Annotated in this window: 21 protein-coding genes; 6 read left to right on the forward strand and 15 right to left on the reverse strand. The window is 75.0% G+C overall.

The features are described 5' to 3' along the window. Positions 1-77: 77 nt before the first annotated feature. A complete protein-coding gene (locus ACQP1P_RS17175) occupies positions 78-515 on the forward strand; it encodes a response regulator (RefSeq protein WP_433087671.1) in 438 nt (145 codons plus the stop codon). Positions 516-520: 5 nt separating this feature from the next. Here the strand turns inward: ACQP1P_RS17175 and ACQP1P_RS17180 are convergent, their stop codons facing one another. Together ACQP1P_RS17180 and ACQP1P_RS17185 are read right to left on the reverse strand one after the other, a co-directional pair. After that, complete coding sequence (locus tag ACQP1P_RS17180) at positions 521-856, reverse strand: STAS domain-containing protein (RefSeq protein ID WP_433087672.1); 336 nt, start codon at positions 854-856, stop codon at positions 521-523. An 88-nt stretch (positions 857-944) separates the two neighbouring features. Beyond that, positions 945-2219 carry a YbiU family protein gene (locus tag ACQP1P_RS17185; RefSeq protein ID WP_433087673.1) on the reverse strand — a complete coding sequence of 425 codons (1275 nt, stop codon included), beginning with the start codon at positions 2217-2219 and terminating at the stop codon, positions 945-947. A 92-nt stretch (positions 2220-2311) separates the two neighbouring features. Between ACQP1P_RS17185 and ACQP1P_RS17190 the strand changes: the two genes are divergently transcribed. Then, entirely contained in the window at positions 2312-3511 is a 1200-nt protein-coding gene (locus ACQP1P_RS17190) for an ROK family protein (protein WP_433087674.1), read from the forward strand. A gap of 1 nt (position 3512) precedes the next feature. Here ACQP1P_RS17190 and ACQP1P_RS17195 read toward each other — a convergent pair whose 3' ends face one another. Both ACQP1P_RS17195 and ACQP1P_RS17200 read right to left on the reverse strand, forming a co-directional pair. Next, positions 3513-3902 carry a response regulator gene (locus ACQP1P_RS17195; protein ID WP_433087675.1) on the reverse strand — a complete coding sequence of 130 codons (390 nt, stop codon included), beginning with the start codon at positions 3900-3902 and terminating at the stop codon, positions 3513-3515. A 110-nt stretch (positions 3903-4012) separates the two neighbouring features. Continuing rightward, positions 4013-4444: a hypothetical protein gene (locus tag ACQP1P_RS17200; protein WP_433087676.1), complete on the reverse strand. Its 432-nt coding sequence runs from the start codon at positions 4442-4444 to the stop codon at positions 4013-4015. Between the two features lie 133 nt (positions 4445-4577). On the opposite strand from ACQP1P_RS17200, the gene ACQP1P_RS17205 reads away from it, so the two are divergent. Continuing rightward, entirely contained in the window at positions 4578-5636 is a 1059-nt protein-coding gene (locus ACQP1P_RS17205; protein WP_433087677.1) for a DUF2855 family protein, read from the forward strand. Here ACQP1P_RS17205 and ACQP1P_RS17210 read toward each other — a convergent pair. From ACQP1P_RS17210 to ACQP1P_RS17240, 7 genes are all read right to left on the reverse strand, one after another. Then, entirely contained in the window at positions 5623-6066 is a 444-nt protein-coding gene (locus tag ACQP1P_RS17210) for a GNAT family N-acetyltransferase (RefSeq protein ID WP_433087678.1), read from the reverse strand. The two genes, ACQP1P_RS17205 and ACQP1P_RS17210, sit on opposite strands and share 14 nt — an antisense overlap. 50 nt (positions 6067-6116) lie before the next feature. Next, positions 6117-6797, reverse strand: coding sequence for a LuxR C-terminal-related transcriptional regulator (locus ACQP1P_RS17215; protein WP_433087679.1), 681 nt, complete (start codon positions 6795-6797; stop codon positions 6117-6119). Further along, positions 6794-7975 (reverse strand): sensor histidine kinase, encoded by a 1182-nt coding sequence (locus tag ACQP1P_RS17220; protein WP_433087680.1) that lies wholly within the window; start codon positions 7973-7975, stop codon positions 6794-6796. The genes ACQP1P_RS17215 and ACQP1P_RS17220 overlap by 4 nt, the downstream gene beginning before the upstream one ends. A gap of 79 nt (positions 7976-8054) precedes the next feature. After that, positions 8055-8693, reverse strand: coding sequence for a hypothetical protein (locus ACQP1P_RS17225; RefSeq protein ID WP_433087681.1), 639 nt, complete (start codon positions 8691-8693; stop codon positions 8055-8057). Positions 8694-8803: 110 nt separating this feature from the next. Next, positions 8804-10324, reverse strand: a complete 1521-nt coding sequence (locus tag ACQP1P_RS17230) for a DUF1996 domain-containing protein (protein WP_433087682.1) — start codon at positions 10322-10324, stop codon at positions 8804-8806. A gap of 135 nt (positions 10325-10459) precedes the next feature. Beyond that, positions 10460-10936: a DUF3040 domain-containing protein gene (locus ACQP1P_RS17235; RefSeq protein WP_433087683.1), complete on the reverse strand. Its 477-nt coding sequence runs from the start codon at positions 10934-10936 to the stop codon at positions 10460-10462. A 50-nt stretch (positions 10937-10986) separates the two neighbouring features. Next, complete coding sequence (locus ACQP1P_RS17240; protein WP_433087684.1) at positions 10987-11274, reverse strand: DUF1905 domain-containing protein; 288 nt, start codon at positions 11272-11274, stop codon at positions 10987-10989. A gap of 118 nt (positions 11275-11392) precedes the next feature. Between ACQP1P_RS17240 and ACQP1P_RS17245 the strand changes: the two genes are divergently transcribed. The 3 genes from ACQP1P_RS17245 (at position 11393) to ACQP1P_RS17255 (ending at position 15084) form a co-directional block, all read left to right on the forward strand. Next, complete coding sequence (locus ACQP1P_RS17245; RefSeq protein WP_433087685.1) at positions 11393-12742, forward strand: S1C family serine protease; 1350 nt, start codon at positions 11393-11395, stop codon at positions 12740-12742. Positions 12743-12843: 101 nt separating this feature from the next. Beyond that, entirely contained in the window at positions 12844-12999 is a 156-nt protein-coding gene (locus tag ACQP1P_RS17250; RefSeq protein WP_433087686.1) for a hypothetical protein, read from the forward strand. A gap of 108 nt (positions 13000-13107) precedes the next feature. After that, the gene (locus ACQP1P_RS17255; protein ID WP_433087687.1) at positions 13108-15084 is read left to right on the forward strand and encodes a hypothetical protein; all 1977 of its coding nucleotides are present in this window, start codon (positions 13108-13110) and stop codon (positions 15082-15084) included. A gap of 84 nt (positions 15085-15168) precedes the next feature. Here ACQP1P_RS17255 and ACQP1P_RS17260 read toward each other — a convergent pair whose 3' ends face one another. From ACQP1P_RS17260 to ACQP1P_RS17275, 4 genes are all read right to left on the reverse strand, one after another. Next, a complete protein-coding gene (locus ACQP1P_RS17260; RefSeq protein WP_433087688.1) occupies positions 15169-16122 on the reverse strand; it encodes a lysylphosphatidylglycerol synthase domain-containing protein in 954 nt (317 codons plus the stop codon). A gap of 80 nt (positions 16123-16202) precedes the next feature. Beyond that, positions 16203-17087 (reverse strand): glycosyltransferase family 2 protein, encoded by an 885-nt coding sequence (locus tag ACQP1P_RS17265; RefSeq protein WP_433087689.1) that lies wholly within the window; start codon positions 17085-17087, stop codon positions 16203-16205. Then, the gene (locus ACQP1P_RS17270) at positions 17087-18274 is read right to left on the reverse strand and encodes a cation:proton antiporter (RefSeq protein ID WP_433087690.1); all 1188 of its coding nucleotides are present in this window, start codon (positions 18272-18274) and stop codon (positions 17087-17089) included. Before ACQP1P_RS17270 ends, ACQP1P_RS17265 begins: the two co-directional genes overlap by 1 nt. Positions 18275-18280: 6 nt before the next feature. Then, complete coding sequence (locus ACQP1P_RS17275; protein WP_433087691.1) at positions 18281-18763, reverse strand: cation:proton antiporter regulatory subunit; 483 nt, start codon at positions 18761-18763, stop codon at positions 18281-18283. Between the last annotated feature and the right edge of the window lie 39 nt (positions 18764-18802).

The raw sequence follows: 18802 nt of genomic DNA on the forward strand, positions 1-18802 counted from the left end.
AGAGTTTTCCGCTGGGCAACGGGTCCGGGTTTGCCGTACAGTTCGGCCGACCCCGCTCGGTGAAAGGACCCGCCGCCATGCCGAACGCCGACCGCGCCGCGACCATCCTCCTCGTCGAGGACGACCCCGGCGACGAGCTCATGGCGCGGGAGGCCTTCGAGGACGACGCGCTCTCCAGCGACCTGCACGTGGCGCGGGACGGCCAGGAGGCGCTCGACTTCCTCTACCGGCGCGGCCGCCACGCCTCGGCGCCGCGCCCGGACTTCATCCTGCTCGACCTGAACCTGCCCCGCGTGGACGGCCGGCAGGTGCTGCGGCAGGTCAAGTCGGACGCGGCGGTGGCGAGCATCCCCGTGGTGGTGCTGACGACGTCGAGCGCGGTCGAGGACGTGGTCGCCTGCTACGGGGCGCACTCGAACGCGTACATCACGAAGCCGTCCGGCTACGACGAGTTCGTGGACGTGGTGCGCCAGATCAACCAGTTCTGGATGGACACCGCGCGCCTGCCGTCCTGACGGCCTCAGCTCTCGATGGTGAGGATCGCGTCGAGGCCGGTCAGGGCGAAGACGCGGGACAGGGTCGTGTTCGGGGCGCGGACCACGAAGCGGCGGCCCTCGCGCACCGCGTGCTTGTGCGCGCGGACCAGGGCCGCCACGCCGGAGGAGTCACAGTAGGCCAGGCCGCTCAGGTCGGCGGTCAGCGTGTCCGTGCCCGACTCGAACGCGCCGGTCACGGCCTCGCCGAAGCGCTCGATCGAGGTGTAGTCGAGGGCGCCCGCCACCGACAGCACGACACCGTCGGGCCCCGTGCCGGCCGTGATCGTCAGCCCCGAACCGGAACGCCTGTCACCATTCATGAGGAGGGCAGCGTAACCCGGGCCGGGATGTCTCGCAGCTTGGGCGGTTGCGTGCCGGTTTGTGCCCCTCGATCCGCCGGGACTCCGGTCAGTCCGGCAGGCCCAGGCCGCGACGGCCGGTAGCGTTGAGCTGCCGCGGCGCGAAGCGGTCCGGCCAGGCGCGCTCGTAGTGCTCCTCGGGGAAGTCGCTCGGGCTGGAGCCGGTCGCGAACGCGTCGCGGACGCTCGCCGCGTAGCGCTCGTTGCGCCCGCACCAGGGGGCCGCGGGGATGTACATGACGTTGCCCCAGCCGCGCTGGTTCCGCACCGGCGCCACGCTGTGGATCATGTCGCAGTGCCACCACACCGAGTCGCCGGCCCGGACGTCGGGGATGCCGGCCTGCGCGCGCAGGAGCAGCGCGTGCCAGCGCTCGGAGGCGGGGAACACCTGGTTGACGGTGACCCCGCACATGTCGTCCTCGGGGACGTCGGCGAGCAGGGGGCGCAGCATGAGGTACGCCATCGCCGACGGGATCGGCACCGTGTGCAGCACGCCCTGGTCGTGGTCCATGTCGGACAGCGCCGTCCAGCCCTGGAACGTGCGGAAGGCCGAGCACATCGTCGAGCCCGGGTACTGCGGCCCGTCGGTGCGGTAGGCCGCGTCCCACGGGTCGTACTCCTCGACGCTGCCGTCGAAGAGGTGCCGGAACGCGCGCTGGTACGCCTCCGTCATCCACAGGTCGAGCGTGCCCGGGTCGAGGTGCGTGCCCAGCCCGCCCGAGTCCGCGCCCTCGGGCCGCCGCCGGATCCGGTCGGGGTAGAGCGAGTCGCGGTCGGGGTCGAACCACACCCGGCCCTGCGAGTCGTACTTCCACTGCCGGTTGAGCAGCGCCTGCACGGTCGCCATCCGCTCGCTCTGCCGCGCCTGCATCTGCGCCGGCGACCAGTAGATCGGGTAGATCTCGGGCCGCGACCCGACGGTGCCGAAGAAGTCGTCCCCGGGCCCGCGGTAGTGCTCGAAGAACGCGTTGCGCTCGACGTACTCGACGATGCCGCGGTCCCATCCGAGCGCCTGCTCCCGCTCGAAGTGCCCCCGCACGACGAGGCACCCGCGCCGCTTGAGCAGCTCGAGCTGCTGCGCCGGCACGGTGCCGGCGGCGATGTCCGCGTAGTCGATCACGGGCCACACCTGCTCGCCGTTGCTGAGCGCGGCCTCGATCTGCTCGACCTCGGCCTCGATGCGCCGCTCGAGGACGGCGAACACCTCCTCGACCGTGCGCCCGGAGGCCGCGATGCGAGCGCGGATGGCCTGCTTGATCTCGCGGATCGCGCCCGGCAGGTCGGCCGGGGTCTCCTCCCAGTGCGGCAGCGCGGGTGCGGGCACGGCGGACTCCTTCTAGTCAGGTCTCCTTATTTGTAAAGCGACGGTACGCGCCCCACGGTGTTCCAGGCAAGGCTCCTGCCTAGCATTGGCACATGGACCCCGCGCCGTCGTCGTCACCGTCGCTGGACCTGGTGCGCGCGCTGACCGACGAGCGGGTGCTGCGGGCCCTCATGCGGCACCGGCGGCTGACGCGGGCCGAACTGGCCGCCGAGACGGGCATCTCGAAGCCCACGGCCGGGGAGAGCGTGCGCCGGCTGCAGGAGCGTGGCCTGGTCGCCGACACCGGCGAGCGCACCCCCGGCGGCCGGGGCCGGGGCCGGGTCGGCTCCTACTACGCCCTGTCGCCCGCGGCCGGCACGGCGCTCGCGGTCTCGATCGCCCCGGCGGGCATCACGGGGGAGCTGCTCGACGCCTACGGCGAGACGATCGCCCGGACCGCGCACCCGCTCGACCGCCCGGCGTCGCCGTCCTCGGTCGCCGCCGCGCTCGCGGCCGCCGCCTCCTCGCTGGCCGCCGCCTCCTCGCCGGGCGCCGCCTCCTCGCCGGGCGCTGCCTGCTCACCGGGCGTCCCTCCGCCGCCGGGCGCTGCCTGCTCACCGGGCGGGGCCCGCCCGCGCCTGGCCGTGGTCAGCGCGGCCGATCCCGTCGACCGGGCGAGCGGCCGGCTCGTGCACCTGCCGGACTCGCCGTTCCTGGTGGGCGAGCTCGATCCGGTGGGGGTGCTCGCCGGGCACGTCGCCGGGCCCGTGACGGTCGACAACGACGTGAACTGGGCCGCGCGGGCCGAGCGGGAGCATGCCGGGGACGACTTCGCGTACCTGTACCTGGGCGAGGGCCTGGGCTGCGCGACCGTCGGCGGCGGCGCGGTGACCCGCGGCCGCGGCGGCCTGGCGGGGGAGATCGCGCACCTGCTCACCGTCGGCCCCGGCGGCCGCGCGGTGCCGTTCATCGAGGTCTTCGGCGCGCTGGGGGTGCGCCGGCCCGGCTCCACCGCGATCGACCCCGACGCCCTGCTGGCCGCGATGGCCCGGTCGTCCGACCGGCACCTGGTGGCCCGGGCGGTCGCGGGAGTGGTGGCCGCGATCGTCGCCCTGGCCGACCCCGGCCTGATCGTGCTGGGCGGCCCGTGGGGCCCGGCCGTGCTCGCCCCGGTGCGGGAGGCGGTGGCCGGGCTGCCGCGCACGGTCCCGGTCGAGGCGGCCGTGCTGCGGCGGGAGCCCGCCCTGGCCGGGGCCCGCCAGGACGCCCTGGACCGCCTGCGCGGCGCCGTCGTCGCCGACGCGGCCGGCTAGCTCACGACAGGAGCAGGTCCTCGAGGCTCGACAGCAGCGTGCGGGCCGAGTACGGCTTCGTCAGGTAGGCGTCGGCGCCCGCCATGCGGCCCTCGGTCTCGAAGTTCACCTGGGTGCGGGCGGTGAGCATGATGATCGGCACCGCCATCGTCGTGGAGATCATGCGCAGGGTGCGGCACACCTCGACGCCCGACATGCCGGGCATGGACACGTCCAGCACGACCGCGTCCGGCGGGCGCCGCTGGATCAGGGCGATCGCCGACGGCCCGTCCGGCGCGGTCGCGACCTCGTAGCCGCCGTTGCGCAGCTGCGTGGCCATGAGCTCGCGCAGGTCCTCGTCGTCGTCGACCGCCACGACATATCCGTTGTGCCCGCCGGCCGGCTCGAACATGCCGTACCCCCTCGTGAGACGTCCCTACTCCGATCGTGCGCCGGCCGGGGAGCACGGGGCGCCCGTGCGGGGTGCAAGGCGGTTGCAGAAGCCGCCCCCGTGACAGGGGGCTAGGCCTCGGGGAGGGCCTCGCGCTCGGCCTGGGCGACGAGCTCCAGGGAATCCTCGGGGCCGAGGCGCCGCTCGCACAGGTAGCCCAGCGTCGACCACGTCGCGTCGGAGACGTCCTGCTCCGAATACGGCTCCAGCAGCCCCTCCTCGCCGAGCTGCGTGCGCAGCAGGGCCTCGCCCACCGCGGGGTCGACCTCCACGTCCTGCGCCATCGTGGCCGCGAACTCGGCCACCGAGTCGCGCGGCGTGTCCTCGTCGAAGAGGCTGCGCACGGCGAGGCGGATCGCGGCCCGCAGCACCGGCGCGTCGTGCTCGTCCGGCGGCTGCTCCGCCGCCCGTGCCGCGGCGTCCTCGTCGCCGGCCAGCAGCGCGACGAACACGGCCCCCACCCGGGACCGTGGCGTGTATCCGTCCTCCTGGTCACTGCCCATGCGACCGAGCGTAGCCAAGGAACGCCCCCGCCGAGGACCGCGCCGATCGCCCCCGGCCGTGGGCAGCGTCACCCTGTGGGGATCGGGCGGGCGGGCTTGAATCAAGATGCACGAGGAGTGCAAGATGTGTGCCATGTGGGTGTTCGGGGTCGATCGGCAGCGGTTGGGCGTCACGACCGTCGAGGAGGTCGCCGCGCCCCGGGCCGGGGACGGCGAGGCGGTGCTGCGCGTCGACCGGGTCGGGGTCACCGCGAACAACGTGACCTATGCGGTGCTCGGCGACGCCATGCGCTACTGGGAGTTCTTCCCGCCCGCCGCGTTCGGGCTGGCGCCGCGGTGGGGGCTGGTGCCGCTGTGGGGTTTCGCCGAGGTGGTCGACTCGGCTGTACCGCACGTGCACCCCGGATCGCGCGTCTACGGCTACCTCCCGCCCGCCGGGCACCTCGTCGTGCGGCCGGGGCGGATCGACGGGACCGGGTTCCGGGACACGAGCGAGCACCGGGCGCAGCTCCCCTCGCCGTACAACGCCTACCGGCTCACCACCGGCGACGCCGCCTACCGGGCCGATCGCGAGGACCTGCTGGTGCTCTTCCGGCCGCTGTTCTTCACCTCGTTCATGCTCGCCGACCAGGTGCTCGACCACGACGCCTACGGGGCCGAGCGCGTCGTGCTGTCCTCGGCGTCGAGCAAGACGGCGTACGCCGCCGCGTTCGAGCTGCGCGGGCGCGGCCCCCGCGTCACGGGGCTCACCTCGCCCGCCAACGTCGCGTTCACCGAGGCGCTCGGCTGCTACGACGAGGTGCTGTCCTACGACGAGGTCGGGGCGCTGCCGGTGGTACCGACGGCGTATCTGGACCTGTCCGGCGCGGCGGCGACGCGGGAGGCGCTGCGGGCCCACCTGGGCGAGCGGCTCGTGCGCGACATCGCGGTCGGGCTCACCACCCAGTCCCCGAACGCGCTCGCGGCCGGCGAGGTGTTCTTCGCCCCGGCCCGGATGCGCAAGCGCTCCGGCGACTGGGGCCGCGACGGCCTCGACGCGCGCTTCGCCGAGGCCTGGGAGCGGTTCGCGGCCGCGGCCGGGGGCTGGGTCGACGTCCGGACGGGGCACGGGCCCGAGGCGCTGCGGGAGGCCTGGCTCGAGGTCGCCGCCGGGCGCACGCCGCCCCGGGCCGGGCACGTCATCCGGGCGTGAGCGGCATGACGTACTGGATGAAGCCCCGATGCTCGGCCACCCGGTCGTAGAGCCGCCGCGCGGTCGCGTTGTCCTCGCGGGTGTGCCAGTAGACGCGCTCGCACCGGCGTCCGCGTGACGCCTCGGCGACGGCGGCGATGAGCGCCCGGGCGACGCCGCGGCCCCGCACCTCGGCCGCGGTGAAGAGGTCCTGCAGGTAGCAGACGTCGCCGGCGGTCGTGCTGGGGTGGAACAGGAAGTGCGCGAGCCCGACGGCGCGCCCGTCCAGCCGCGCCACCAGCGCGTGGACGCGCTCGCCGCGGCGGAAGTCGGCCCAGGCCCGGTCGTAGCGCTCGTCGGGCCAGGTGCGGCCGTAGAACGCGTTGTACCCGGCGAAGAGCTCCTGCCACGCGGCCCGGTCGCCATCGTCGAGCGCGCCAACCTCGATCATGGTGACACCCTAGGCCGCCGCGATCGCGACCCGGCAGCCGCGCCCGGGCGCTAGCGGATGGCGGTCCAGCGGATCACGGCCTCGGTGCGGCTGCGCACCTGCAGCTTGGCGAAGACGTGGTTCAGGTGGTTCTTCACGGTCTTCTCGGTCAGGCGCAGCCGGTGCGCGATCGAGGCGTTGGACAGGCCCTCGCAGAGCAGCCGCATCACGTCCTCCTCGCGCTCGGTCAGGCCGAAGTGGCGGCGGGCCTCGGCGCGGCGCTCGGTCTGCTGGTGCCGGCTGCGTTCGCGGGCCTGCTGGTCGCGGACCATCGACGCGGCGACGGAGGCGGCGACCGGCGACAGCCAGCCCCGCCCGCCGGCGACCTCGCGCACCGCGCGCAGCAGCTCGGCCGGGTCGAACTCGCCGTGCACGAGATAGCCGCGGGCGCCCTGGTGCAGCATGCCCGCGATGAGCTCGGCGTCGTCGTCGCTGGTGAGCACGAGGACGCTGCTGTACTGCGCGATCGTGGCGATGACCGACAACCCGTCCGCGATCGGCATGCGGTGGTCGAGCAGCGTCACGCTCGGCCGCAGGCGCCGGGCCGCGGCGATCCCCTCGCGCCCGTTGGACGCCTCGCCGAGCACCCGCACCCCGTCGCCGGTGTCGAGGATGCCCCGCAGCGCGCCGCGCACGATCGGGTTGTCGTCCACGATGAGCACCCCGATGTGCGGCGCGCTCGGCCACGTCACGCGGCACCGACCGAGGCGCCGAGGGCGACGCGGACCGTGATCGTGGTGCCGGCCCCGGGCGCCGAGTCCACGTGCAGGTCGCCGCCGGCGTTGCGGGCCCGCTCGGTCATGCCCACGATGCCGAAGTGCCCGGCGGTCTGCAGGCGGCTGAGGTCGCGCGGCACGGCGAAGCCCTGGCCGTCGTCGGAGATCTCCAGGAGCACCCCGCGCCGGGTCGGGGCCAGCCGGACGACCACGCGGCGGGCGAGGGCGTGGTTGGCGATGTTCGCGAGGGCTTCGCGCAGGATGCGGATGAGCTCGTACGACACCGGAATCGGCGGATCGACGGGCTCCAGGATCGCGCGCACCGGCACCCCGCAGGCCGCGCTCCAGGCGTCGCACAGCTCGCGCACGCTGGTGGCGAAGTCGCGGTCGGGCACGTCCAGGCGCATCTGCTCGAGCAGCTCGCGGGCCTGCCGGGCGGCGGCGGTCGCGCCCGCGGCGACGGTGCCGGCGAGCTGCTCGGCCAGGGCCGGCTGGCGGCGCAGCGAGGTCGGCAGCGCGAGGGCGGCCAGGGACACGCCCCGCAGCGTCTTGCTCACCGAGTCGTGCAGCTCGCGGGCGAGGCGGGCCCGCTCGGACGCGGCCGCGGAGCGCTGGGCGGCGTCGACGAGGCTGCGCGACAGCTCCAGGTAGCGGGTCAGCGCCGAGGTCAGCACCGACGCGCCCAGGCCCGCGAGGGCACCGGCGACCGGCAGGGCGACGACGAACGCGGCCATCTCGGCGGGCGGGTCGAGGCGGTGCAGCACGCGGCCGATGACGGCGAAGCCCAGCGCCGCGTGCAGGATCCACACCGGCACCGCCCGCAGCCCGAGCAGCACCCCGGCCAGGGCGCCGGCGCCGGCGGCGAAGCAGAAGTACGCGATGCCGCCCCGGCTCAGGGCCAGCACGGCGAGCACGAGGACCGCGTCGGCGGCGACGGCGGTGACCGGCCGCGCGGCGAGCCGGGGCCAGCGGGCGAGCAGGCCCAGCTGGACGCCGGTGCCCACGGCCACCAGCGCCAGCACCTCGACGAGCCGCCACCGGTCGCTCACCAGCAGCAACCCGGCCGCGGCCGCGATCACCGTCGCGAGCGCGCGGCCGACGAGCACGGCCCGGGCCAGCGCCGCCGCGGCCACCGCACGGTCGGTGTTCACCACGGCAGGGACGCTACTGGGCGCCGGCCCGCACGCGCAGCGGGGGCTTGCGGATTTGCGCCGCAGTTAAGCGAAACCTAAGTCAGGCGATCACGATCTCGTCGAGGTCCGGCGCCGGTGACTCGTCGTTGAACAGCGTCAGCCGGACCTCCCCGGCGGGCAGGTTCGCCGTGAACCGCAGCGACTGCGGGACCGACCAGTCCGGGCCGGTCACCGGGAACACGCGCGGGGCGGCGGTGCCGATGCGGACCTTCAGCGCCCGGTTCCCGTCGGCCTCGTAGTACACGGTCACGGTCCGGGTGCCGGCGCTCGGCAGCGTGACGCGCACCACGAGGGTGCACTCGGCGCACATGTACCGCACCCGCCGGCCGCCCCGGCAGGTGCCGCACGCGGTCGCGGAGGCGCCGCCGGTGAGCGTGTTCGCGGGATCCTCGGCCTGGATGCTGATCGGCGCGAACCCGGGCGTCGGGGAGGCGCCGGGGCCGGGACTCGCGCCCGGGCTCGGGCCCGCACCGAGGCTCGGGCTCGCGCCCGGGCTCAGGCCGGGCTGGAACCCGCTGGCGACCGTCTGCGGCGTGCGGCTCTGCCGCGGCTCGGCCCGATCGTGGCCCGGGGCGATCAGGGGCGGGACGGCGACGGCCGCGCCCGCGATGCCGACGGCCACGGCCGTGACCCCGATCCACTGCCGCGGTCGGCGCGTCGGCAAGCCGCCGTCAGTCACGCGTGCTCCTCGTCCCTCCGGCGACCCGCGCCCGACAATACGCCACGGCGCCGCCGTCCCTGCGGGACGACGGCGCCGGGTCTTACCGGTGGGGTGTCTTGCAGCGGGGTCTACGGCAGGACGTAGTTGTTGTTCAGCACGTACGGCGCGGGCTGCTGGTCGTCGCGCCCGTCGTGGCCCTGGGCGTCGCACTGCCGGGCCGCCACGATGCACCCGTCGATCATCGCCTTGAGGGTCCGGTCGTCCCACGCGTTGACGAAGTCGTAGTGGAACGTGGGGCCGGCGCCGCTGGCGAAGTGCACCTTCGACATGTCCCCGTTGACCGGCCAGGCCATCTTGAACTCGAGCTTCGGCACCGCGACCGGGTGGTCGTCGGGGCAGACCACGCCCGCGGCCGAGTGCGTGTCGATCGGGTAGGCCATGTGCGACTGGTGGTCCGGGGAGTCCAGGTGCAGCCCGTCCCAGCAGCTCGGGGCCTGGTAGCGGATGTTGAGCTTCACGCTGCGATCCGTCGGGCAGCTCAGCGGGATGTTCTTGTTCTCGTAGCTGTCGCCGCACTCGAAGCCCTTCTCGGTCGCGGCGAGGAACTTGTCGGCGTCGGTGTTCTTGGCGTTGCCCACGACGAAGCGCAGGCCCTTCGGGAACGGCCGGACGGTGCGGTAGTCCTGCACGCCGGTCTTGTAGTAGATGGTCTGCAGCCCCTCGGGGTTGACCGCGACGTCACCGTTGTAGAGCGTCGGCATCCAGTACGCGGACAGGTCGCCCTTGGCCTTGCACGTGGTCGAGCCCGCGACGAGCGAGTCGACGGTCGTGTTCGCGTTCGTCGTGGTGTTGCCCATGAAGGTGTGCATGTGCGACGCGCCCGGGAGCCCGGGGAACACGATCGGGTCGTCCTGCAGGTTGCCGCGGCTGACCGAGCAGTTCGCCTGGAACTCGTGGAAACCGCCCTTGTTCGGCGGTACCTCGTGCGACGGCTTCACGTTCGTGACGGGGTTCGGTGCCATGATCCAGCCGGCCTGGGCGGTCGCGGTGGACGTCGGCGTGACACCGCCGGTCGGGACCGGGCCGGCGCTGGAGGGGCCGCCGGTGACCGGGCCGACCGTCGCGGTGGCCGGGGCGCCGGTGGTGCCGAAGACCTGGAACTCCCACAGCGAGAAGCCGTAGCCCGAGGAGCGCGCGGTGCCGTAGAGCCGCACGTAGCGGCCCATGCCGTTGACCGTCAGCGTCTCCTTGCCGCCCTTCGACGTCGTCGTGGAGTACACCGTGAGCCAGGCGGTGCCGTCGGAGGACGTCTGGATCTGGTATGCGGTGCCGTAGGCGCGCTCCCACTGCAGCACGACCTTGCCGATCGCGGTGGGGGCGCCGAGGTCGACCTGCAGCCACTGGGGGTCGCTGAACGCGCTGGACCAGCGGGTGCCGGTGTCGCCGTCGACGGCGGCCGAGGCGGGGTAGGAGCGGCCCTCGCTGGAGGAGGCGGTCGCCGGCTTGCCCTGGGACACGGGCGTGGCGTCGGCGCTGGCCGAGCGCAGCGGGCCGGTGGCGAACCAGCCGAGCAGGCCGACGAGCGCCACCGCGATGCCGGCCAGCACGAACAGCCGCGATCGGGGCTGGTGCCGGAGGGACAGGGTCATCGATTCTCCCGTGGGGGTTGGATCACCACTTGCGTCAGGAACGCTAGTGATCGCCGCCCCCGCGATCCTGGGCCCAAAGGCCCAGACCGGGTCCCAACCGGCGGGCTTGCGCGGCGCGCCCGGGCTCGGCCGGGCTCAGGTGTCCAGGGGCTGCCAGAGGCCCGCGGCCACGCCGAAGGCGCCCGCCGACAGCACGGCGAGCGTGGCGTCGTGGGCCATGAGGCTCGCCGGGAGCGCGCAGCCGGCCGAGAGCAGCGCGCCGGTCGTGATGCGGGTGCGCCAGCGCCGCACCGGGCGCAGGTCGCTCAGCGCCCGCGCCAGCTCCGGGTCCTCGCCGGACAGCGACTGCTCCAGCTGCCGCAGCCGCCAGTGATCATCGGACACCCCGTGATTGTCGGGGCGAAGTACGACGAACGTGCGGAGACGGTATGACGAACACGCGACGGGGCCCGGGTTCGCCCGGGCCCCGTCGCTGAGCATGTTGCGGGCGATCGCGTAGGTCGGGCCGCCCGGGATCGCGCTGAGCACGTGCGAGGCCTTCACGCCGTCCTCGGCCAGCACCAGCGAGCCCCACGGGGTCACGGTGACGTTGTCCGGGCCGTCGAAGACCATGTCGGCGTACTTCGGGTTCGGGCCCTCGCCCTCGGACTCCGGGTTGTACGCTACAACCCAATCCTGAGGTGGACGGTCACGACGTCGCCGACGTCGATGCCCTCGCTGCGGCGCACGGCCGCCCGCAGGGGGACGATGTACCCGCCGTCCTTCGCGAACATCGACGTGGTCCACTGCGAGCCGCCGACCCGGACGGCGACCGGAATCATCCCCCAGCCGTAGCTCACCATCCGCGCCAGGTCGGCGATCGCCGCGCACTCGGCGGCGGGCACGGTCACGAAGTGGTGCGGGGCGGGGCCGCGCCAGAACCACACTTCGCCGTCGAACTCGATGTCCATGCCTGCAGTTCTACCGCCCCGCCGCCGGCCCGGATCGTGTTGCGCGGCCGATCGAACCTTCGGCCGCCCCCGTCCGTAGTCGCCGGTAGATGGCCGACTCCCGGGCGGTGGTGGACGAATGACGGCTTCGCGCTACGAGGTGCCGGTGACCGCGGTGCCGGTCACCTCGGTGATCGGGGCGGAGCGGGGCTGGGACGGCTGGGGCGACGGTCCGGTGCCGCCGCCCCGCCCGCCCGAGTGGAACCGCCCGCCGCGCGCCTACGACCGGTGGCCCGATCCCGGCCGGGGCCCCGCGCCCGGGCCGCGGGGGGCGCTGCGGCGCGGGGGAGCGGTGCTGCGGTGGGCCGTCGGGATCCTCATGCTCGTCGGGCTCGCCGCGCTGGTCAGCGTCGCCGGGCTGGTGGCCACGCTGGAGGCGCGATCGGACAGCCCCCGCCCGCGCCCCACACCGACCGCCGCGCGGCCCGGCGCGGTGGTCCCGGCCCCGCCCGGCGACGCGCTGCCACCCACCCCGGAGGCGTCGACGGCCACCTCGGCCCCGGCCGCGCCGCTGGACAAGGCGACGATCGTGGCGACGGTCAACCGCAGCGTCGTGAATATCACCAGCACGCTCGGGCTGCGCAACGCCCGCGCCGCCGGGACCGGGGTCGTCATCGGCTCCACCGGGCTCGTGCTCACGAACAACCACGTCATCGCGGGCGCGACGGCGATCAGCGCCGTGACCGTCGCCAACGGCCGCTCGTTCGCCGCGACGGTCGTCGGCTACGACCGCACCCACGACATCGCCGTCATCCAGCTCGGCAACGCCTCCGGCCTGACCCGCCTCGCCGTCGCCGACTCGGGCCGCGTCCAGGTCGGCGACGAGATCGTGGCGGTCGGCAACGCCGGGGGCAACGGCGGGGAGTCGGTCACCGGCTCGGTCACCGGCCTCAACCGCACCATCACCGCCCAGGACCCCGAGGGCGGCGGCTCCCAGCGGCTGTCCGGCCTCATCCAGGTCGCGGCGGACATCAAGCCGGGCGACTCCGGCGGCCCGCTCGTCGACCGCGGCGGCCGGCTCATCGGCATCAACACCGCCGCGTCGACCGACACCGGCCAGGGCGTCGGGTTCGCCATCCCGAGCAACGCGGCCCTCGCCATCGCCCGGCGCATCACCAGCGGCGAGTCGTCGGACACCGTCCACATCGGCCCGACCGCCCTGCTCGGCGTCACGGCGTCCGACGCCGGCGGCAAGGCGGGCGGCGCCGCGGTCTCGGGCGTCCTGGCCGGCAGCCCGGCCGAGCGCGCGGGCATCGGCGCGGGCGACGTGATCCGCACGGTGGACGACGAGGACGTGGCCGGCGCGTCGTCGCTGACCGCGCTCATCGACGCCCACCAGCCGGGCGACACCGTGCGGGTGACGTGGATGGACCGCGGCGGGCGCACGCACACGGCCGACATCCGACTCGCGACCGGCCCGGCCGGCTGAGCCGTGGTGGCGCACCCCGGCGGCACCGGGCCGGGAACCCCCGGGCTCTCGGCGCGCCCGACCATCATGGCAACGCCATCCACCGATCTCGGAGGTACGCCATGGGGATTGTCCGACCGCTCACCACCGGGATCGTCGCCGTCGCGGCGTTCCTGGCCCTGCTGCCGGCGACGGCCCAGGCGGCCCCGCCCGGCAAGGGGCAGGTGCTGCAGTCCGCCGCGTGCAAGTTCCGCTCCCCGGCCTGCCGCTGGAGCTGAGCCCGCTGAGCACCGTGCCGAGCGCGGCGTGAGACCGGAGCAAATCGTCAAGACTTCGTCATGAGCCGGCGGTGGCGTCGTCGTACTCCGGGGCCACAATGGCCCGCGATGCCTGCCGCGAACCCGATGCACCTCCCCGGCGCGCTCCGCGAGCGGACCGCGCCGGGCCTGCGGGCCGGGCGGGTGCTGCAGCTGGCCTCCGTCCTGCCCGTGCTCGCCGGCACCGGCTGGCTGCTCGTGGCCGTCCCGCTGGCCGCGCTCGGCGCCTTCCACCCGTGGACGGTGCTGCCCGCGGCCGCGGCGGCCGCGCTGCTGCTGCTCCGGCTGGCCCGGCCCGCCCTGGCGGCGACCCGGGCCCGGCCCGCGCCGTGGTGGGCGGTCGCGGCGACGCTCGCGGTCGCCGCGGCGTTCGCGGCGCTGGCCATGGCCACGCACAGCGAGCAGGCGGTGCTGCACCGCGACGCGGGCACCTACGCGCAGATCGGCCTGTGGCTCAGCGGCCACCCCGGGCTCACCGCGCCGGTGCCGGCCGAGGCCTTCGGGGGCGCCGCCGACGAGGTCACCTTCGCCCACCCCGGGTTCTACGAGCGGGACGGAGTGATCGTCCCGCAGTTCATGACCGGGTGGCCGACGCTGCTGGCCGCCGCGCACTGGGCCGGCGGCTGGACCGGCATGTTCGTGCTGCCCGGGCTCGTGGGCGGCCTCGCCGTCCTCGCCGTCGCCGGGCTCGCCGCGCGGATCGCCGGGCCGCGCTGGGCCCCCGTCGCCGCGCTGCTGCTCGCCGCCGCGTGGCCGATGCTGCGGGTGAGCCAGACCACCTACTCCGAGCCGCTCGCCGCGCTCATGCTCGCCGGCGGGCTGGCCCTGCTGCTGGACGCGTGGCAGGGCCGCCGGGCACCGCTCTTCGCGCTGGCCGGGCTGGTGCTGGGCGGGGGCGAGCTCATCCGGCTCGACATGGCCGTCGACTTCGCCCTCGTGCTGCCCGCGATCGGGTGGTGGTGGCTGCGCCGGCAGCCGGGGGCCCTGGCCTTCGCGGCGGGGGCGCTGGTGGGCGGCGGGCTCGGGTACCTCGACGCCCGGTACGTGACGTGGCCGTACGTCCAGGTGAACTGGTCCTCGGCCCGGCCGATGGCGTTGCTGCTGGTCGCGGCCGTCGTCGGGACCGTGGCCGGGGCGGTCCTCCTGCGCGGGCGGGCGCTGCGGCTCAACCCCGGGCTCGCCGTCGCGCTGGTCGCGGCCGGCGGGATCGCCCTCGCCGCCCGGCCCTGGTACTGGACGGACCACTCGGTCACCGCCGCGTCGACGATGGACTACGTGGCCTCGCACCAGCAGCGGCTCGGGCTGAGCGTCGACGGCACCCGCGGGTACGCCGAGCAGAGCCTGTCCTGGGTCTCCTGGTACCAGGGCTGGCCGCTGATCGTGCTGGCCTGGGGCGGGCTGATGGCGGCCGCCGCCGGCGTGGCCCGTGGGCGGCAGTGGCGGCTGCTGCCGATCCTGCTCGTCTACGCCGGCTCCGGCGCCGCGACGCTGCTGCGCCCGGCCATCACGCCGGACCACCCGTGGGCCGACCGGCGGCTCGTCGTCGAGGTGCTGCCGGCCGTCGTGCTCTTCGCCGTCGTCGCGCTCGCCGGGCTGGCCCGGATGCGGCTGCGGGTGCCCTGGATGGCGGCCCTGCTCGCGCTGGCGGTGGGGCCCGCGCTGTGGGTGACGGTGCCGCTCGCGCCGCTGCGCACCGAGGTCGGCGAGCCGGAGGCCGCGGCGCGGCTGTGCCGGGCCCTGCGCCCGGGCGACACGGTGATCATGATCGACACGCAGTGGGCCCCGACCGTGCGCAACCAGTGCGGGCTGCCGGTCGCGCAGCTGCCGGACCCGACCGTCGACCGGCTGCGGATGGTGGCCGCGGCGGTGCGGGCGGCCGGGCGCGATCCGGTGCTGATGTCCACGTCGACGTTGCCGCTGCTGCCGTACGGCCTGCCGCTCGAACGTGTCGTCTACCAGGACGAGCGCGAGGACCAGCATCAGCTCGCGCGGCGCCCCGACGGCACGGACCCGCGGCTGCTGGAGTGCTGGCTGGTGCGGGCATGAGCGGTACGGAGCGAAGCGGAGTGGCCGCTCATCAGCGGCTCAGGTTCCTCGGCCGGCGCCGCAGCGAAGCGGAGTGGCCGCTCGTCAGCGGCTCAGGTTCCTCGGCCGGCGCCGGGGCGAAGCGGAGGCGCCGGCATGAGCGAGGCCGGCGAGGAGCAGATCGGCGGCGGTCATCACGGCCCGGGACAGCAGCGCGACGGCGGCCGCCGCCCCGCCGCCCGCCACGGTGGCGAGCAGCCCGACGAGCACCAGGTCCCGGGCACCCGCGCCGGCCGGGGCGAAGACGACCAGGAACCCCAGGCACCAGGCGAGCGCGAACCCGCCCACGCACACGACCAGGGCCGGGCCCGCGTGCCCGCCCAGCGGCCGCAGGGGCCGCAGCAGCAGCCACACGTGCGCGCCGAACAGCAGCCACGCCACGACGGCCCACCCGGCCGCGGCGAGCACCGCCCGGCCCGGCAGGGGCCGCTCCAGCGGCGGGCGGCGGATCAGGCGTAGCGCGCGGGCGATGACGCGGTTGAGCACGGCCGGGTGCAGGGCGGCCGCGGCCGGCGGGGCGGCGACGAGCAGCCAGCGCAGCCGGCCGCCGGACCCGGGCGGCGCGAGCGGGAGGGTCGCGGCCGCGGTGAGCAGGCCGGCGACGAGGGATACGCCCATGGTGAGCAGGCCGGCGGTGGCGGTACGCGAGCGGGGCACCCCGTGCGCCCGGGCGAGCTGCATCTGGGCGACGATCGGCCAGACGGAGCCCGGGAGGTACTTGCCGAGCTGCCCGGCGAAGAAGACGCGTGCGGCCGGGAGCGCGGGCAGCGGGGAGCCGAGCCCGTGCAGCACCGCCCGCCACGACTGGAGGGTGGCCAGCAGCCCGGCGACCGCGGCGGCCGCGCCGAGCCCGACGGCCGCGACCCCGACGTCCCGCGCGGCGGCGGCGACGGCGGCGCGGTGCGGCCAGATCGCGGCGGCGCACCCGGCGAGCGCCGCGGCGAGGAAGCCCCAGCGCAGCCAGCGGCTGTGCAGGGCGTGCCGCGCGAGCCGGAGCATCGGCCGGGCCGGGCGTCCGGGCGCCGGTCGCGGCCGCCGGGCGTGCACGCGGGTGGGCGCGAACCGAGGCCGTCGCCCGCTCACGCGTCCGGGCGCGAGCGCACGACGAGGTCGGCCAGCAGGGCCAGGGAGGCGATGATGAGCCCGGTCAGGAACACCAGCACCGTGTTGGTGGCCAGCCGCACCGGGTGCACAACGACGTCGACGACGCTCTTGACCGCCCCGGCGCCGATGAGCACCAGGGCCGGCGGCATCAGCGCCTTCAACGGGTTGAAGTACATCACCATGCGCAGCACCTGCAGCAGGTACCGGTAGGCGTCCCGCACGAACCGGAACTTCGAGCGCCCGGCCCGCTTGCCGTAGTCGATCGGCACGTAGGCGACCCCGTGGCCGTTGGACAGGAACGCCAGCGTGATCGTGGTGACGCAGGAGAACCCGGGCGGCAGCAGCCGCAGGTAGGGCGCGGCGACCGAGCGGCGGAACGCGCGCAGCCCCGAGTTGAGGTCCGGGATGTCCTGCCCGGCCAGCCACTCGGCGATCTTGCGGATGGTCCACTTGGCCGGGATCCGCAGCAGCCGGTGGCTGCCCTGCTCGGAGGTGCGCGCCCCGACGACCTGGTCCACCGAGCCGTCCTCGCGCAGGCGCCGCACCAGCTCGGGGATGCGCTCGTTGGGGTACGTCAGGTCCGCGTCGGTCCACACGACGATCTCGCCCCGGGCCATCCGCGACCCGAGCCGCCGCACCGTGCCCGCCCCGCCGTTGCGGCCCATCTGGACCACCTGCACGGCGGGCAGCGCGGCCGCGGCCTTGTGCAGCTCGTCGAGGGTCGTGTCGGTCGAGGCGTCGTCGACGGCGAGCACCTCGTAGCGGTAGCCGGAGGCGTCGAGGGCCGCGCAGATGCGCTCGAGCTCCTGCCGCACGTGCGCCGCTTCGTTGTAGCACGGCAGCACGACCGTCACGTCCATCAGGTGGTCTCCGGTGCGGGCGCCGGCAGGCCGCGCTTGCGGGCGATGCGCCGGCTCAGCGGCTCCAGCGAGCGGGCCAGGATCGGGCCGAGGACCGCGAGCACGAGCACGTACGCGGCGGCCAGGGGCCCGATGCTCTTGTTGAGCCCGGCGGAGACGGCCAGGCCCGCGATGACGATGTTGAACTCGCCGCGCGGGCTCAGCGCCACCCCGGCCCGGGCCCGGCCGAACGGGCTGATCCCGGCCCGGCGGGCGGCCCACCAGCCGGTCGCGAACTTCGTGGCCACGCCCACGACCGCCAGCAGCACCGCGATGCCGAGCATCGGCGGCAGCTCGGCCGGGTCCGTGTGCAGGCCGAAGAAGACGAAGAACACCGCGGCGAACAGGTCCCGCAGCGGGCTGAGCAGCTCCCGGGCGGTGTGCGCGAGCGGGCCGGACAGCGCGATGCCGACGAGGAACGCGCCGACGGCGGCCGAGACCTGCAGCAGCTGGGCGACGCCGGCCACGAGCACGGTCAGGCCGAGCGCCTTGAGCAGCAGCACCTCCTCGTTGGGGGAGGCGACGAACATCTCGACGTACCGGCCGAACCGGAGCGCGATGACGAGGATGACGGTGATCGTCGCGGCCGCGATGGCCAGGGTCGTCAGGCCGGCCACGAGCCCGACGCCGGCCAGCAGGGCGGTCAGGATCGGCAGGTACACGGCCATCGTGAGGTCCTCGAAGACCAGCAGCGACAGCACGATCGGCACCTCGCGGTTACCGAGCCAGTTGAGGTCCTTGAGCACCTTCGCGGTGATGCCGGAGGAGGTCACGTACGTCACGCCGCCCAGCGCCACCGCGGCCACCGGCCCCCAGCCGAGGATGAGCGCGGTCGCGACGCCGGGCGCCGCGTTGAGCACGAGGTCCACGACACCGGCCAGGGCGTTGTGCCGCAGGGTGCCGACGAGCTCCGGCGCGGTGTACTCCAGGCCGAGCGTGAACAGCAGCAGGATGACGCCGATCTCGGCGCCGGTCGCGGTGAACTCCTCGCTCGTGGCCAGGGGCAGGATGCCGCCCTGGCCGAACGCGAGCCCGGCGATGAGGTAGAGCGGGATGGGGGAGATCGCGAACTTCGCCGAGACGGCTCCGAGCAGGCCGAGGCCGAGGATGACCGCGCCGATCTCGATCAGGGCAGCAGCACCGTGCATGCGCGGTCAGCCGTTGGCGAGGATGTTGATGACCGCGTCGGTGCCGTCGGCCGTGCCGACCACGACGACGAGGTCACCAGGGTCGAAGACGAAGTCGGGCCGCGGGCTGGCGAGGATCTGGCCCGCCCGGATCACGGCCACGATCGACGCGCCCGTGCGTGTGCGGGCCTGGGTGGCGCCGAGGGAGCGGCCGTCGTACGGCGAGCCCGCGGTGATCGGCACCTGGACCGTCTTGAGCCCGGTGACCTGCCGCTGCAGGTCGGCGAGGCGCTCGACGATGCGGGCGGTGCCGAGCAGTTCGGCCACGCCGTTGGCCTCGTCGGTGCTCAGCGCGAGGGTGGCCACCACGGTGTCGGGGTCCTCGCTGCTGTAGAGGACCACGTCCCGCCGGCCGGAGACGTGCGACACGACCGCCGCGTGCTGCCCCTTGGCGGTCACGAACTCGTGCCGAAGGCCGATTCCGGGCAGGGCGGTGCGTTCGACGTCCATCGTGCTTGCTCCCAGCTGACTTGCGTGCTCGAGGAGGCG

Source organism: Dactylosporangium sp. CA-052675 (assembly GCF_050947935.1).
GTDB lineage: Bacteria > Actinomycetota > Actinomycetes > Mycobacteriales > Micromonosporaceae > Dactylosporangium.

Excerpts from the sequence above, each read along its gene's own strand:
- ACQP1P_RS17265 (WP_433087689.1), bottom strand. The coding sequence starts at position 17,087 with ATGGACGTGACGGTCGTGCTGCCGTGCTACAACGAAGCGGCGCACGTG.
- ACQP1P_RS17180 (WP_433087672.1), bottom strand. The coding sequence starts at position 856 with ATGAATGGTGACAGGCGTTCCGGTTCGGGGCTGACGATCACGGCCGGC.
- ACQP1P_RS17230 (WP_433087682.1), bottom strand. The coding sequence starts at position 10,324 with ATGACCCTGTCCCTCCGGCACCAGCCCCGATCGCGGCTGTTCGTGCTG.
- ACQP1P_RS17205 (WP_433087677.1), top strand. The coding sequence starts at position 4,578 with ATGTGGGTGTTCGGGGTCGATCGGCAGCGGTTGGGCGTCACGACCGTC.
- ACQP1P_RS17260 (WP_433087688.1), bottom strand. The coding sequence starts at position 16,122 with ATGCTCCGGCTCGCGCGGCACGCCCTGCACAGCCGCTGGCTGCGCTGG.
- ACQP1P_RS17175 (WP_433087671.1), top strand. The coding sequence starts at position 78 with ATGCCGAACGCCGACCGCGCCGCGACCATCCTCCTCGTCGAGGACGAC.
- ACQP1P_RS17195 (WP_433087675.1), bottom strand. The coding sequence starts at position 3,902 with ATGTTCGAGCCGGCCGGCGGGCACAACGGATATGTCGTGGCGGTCGAC.
- ACQP1P_RS17200 (WP_433087676.1), bottom strand. The coding sequence starts at position 4,444 with ATGGGCAGTGACCAGGAGGACGGATACACGCCACGGTCCCGGGTGGGG.
- ACQP1P_RS17275 (WP_433087691.1), bottom strand. The coding sequence starts at position 18,763 with ATGGACGTCGAACGCACCGCCCTGCCCGGAATCGGCCTTCGGCACGAG.
- ACQP1P_RS17240 (WP_433087684.1), bottom strand. The coding sequence starts at position 11,274 with ATGGACATCGAGTTCGACGGCGAAGTGTGGTTCTGGCGCGGCCCCGCC.
- ACQP1P_RS17235 (WP_433087683.1), bottom strand. The coding sequence starts at position 10,936 with ATGGTCTTCGACGGCCCGGACAACGTCACCGTGACCCCGTGGGGCTCG.
- ACQP1P_RS17245 (WP_433087685.1), top strand. The coding sequence starts at position 11,393 with ATGACGGCTTCGCGCTACGAGGTGCCGGTGACCGCGGTGCCGGTCACC.
- ACQP1P_RS17270 (WP_433087690.1), bottom strand. The coding sequence starts at position 18,274 with ATGCACGGTGCTGCTGCCCTGATCGAGATCGGCGCGGTCATCCTCGGC.
- ACQP1P_RS17250 (WP_433087686.1), top strand. The coding sequence starts at position 12,844 with ATGGGGATTGTCCGACCGCTCACCACCGGGATCGTCGCCGTCGCGGCG.
- ACQP1P_RS17210 (WP_433087678.1), bottom strand. The coding sequence starts at position 6,066 with ATGATCGAGGTTGGCGCGCTCGACGATGGCGACCGGGCCGCGTGGCAG.
- ACQP1P_RS17255 (WP_433087687.1), top strand. The coding sequence starts at position 13,108 with ATGCCTGCCGCGAACCCGATGCACCTCCCCGGCGCGCTCCGCGAGCGG.
- ACQP1P_RS17190 (WP_433087674.1), top strand. The coding sequence starts at position 2,312 with ATGGACCCCGCGCCGTCGTCGTCACCGTCGCTGGACCTGGTGCGCGCG.